The following is an 857-nucleotide window of genomic DNA, read 5'->3' as shown; positions in this document are numbered from 1 at the left end:
ACTATCAAGGTATCTTGGATGCCTGGCAGTGATGGATTAAGGTCTACAGATACCTGCGTAGCATTTGGATTGAATCCTGATGACAAGCTATCGTTTGCTATGATGTTGATTACTACTGGTACGCCTACTGGGTTGTTGCTGCTTGTATCATTTACGGCGACTAAGAACTCTCCTACAGTAATTATTTCTATTGCTGATGGATTTATTAAAATACCGCTTATTGGAGTTCCAGAGGCAGTTGCGGTGTTTACAATATCAACACTATTAATAATATCTTGGGCAGTAACAATGTAAGTTGAAGTCCAAATTGCTTGTTGATTAGGAGCTAAAGAATCTACTAGATTATCTAAACCATTATCCGTTCCATTAGTACTTTGTAATTGAATTAAACTAAGTGGATTACTGCCACTATGAATGTCGGTTACCGAAACATCTTTAACTGAAACATTACCAATATTTGTAACTAAATATGTGTACGTAACTATTTGGCCTTCAAAAACTAATGATGTATCACTAGCGATTTTGGTAATTGACAATTCAGGATTTGCAATAATAGTAGTATTTACGGTGTCTGCTTTTGCTACTGGTAATTCTGTCGTGGTTACCATTGCAATGTTTTCTATCGCTGTCCCATTATCAATCTCCGCTTGAGTTACTATGTATGTAGCCGTGTAAGTCCATACTTCGCCTACATTTAGCGTTCCGTTGGTACTTACACTTTCTGTTTCTGCACTTAATGTCGTTGCTTTAGCATCCGCAACCGTTACGCCGTGTAAATCTGTATTGCCCTCGTTTGTTACCGTAATCGTATAGTTCAGCGTGCCTGGTGCTGCTATGGTTGTTTGGTCTACGACTTT

1 pseudogene is annotated in these 857 nt (G+C 38.4%); it reads right to left on the bottom strand.

Annotated elements, in window-relative coordinates:
* Nucleotides 1-857: pseudogene (locus EGI22_RS15580) on the bottom strand (hypothetical protein); the annotation flags it as partial.

Source organism: Lacihabitans sp. LS3-19, assembly GCF_024343575.1.
In the GTDB taxonomy this organism is placed as follows: Bacteria; Bacteroidota; Bacteroidia; order Cytophagales; family Spirosomataceae; genus Leadbetterella.
The sequence above is the reverse complement of the archived record's forward strand: the minus strand, read 5'-3'. Positions and strand labels throughout refer to the sequence as shown.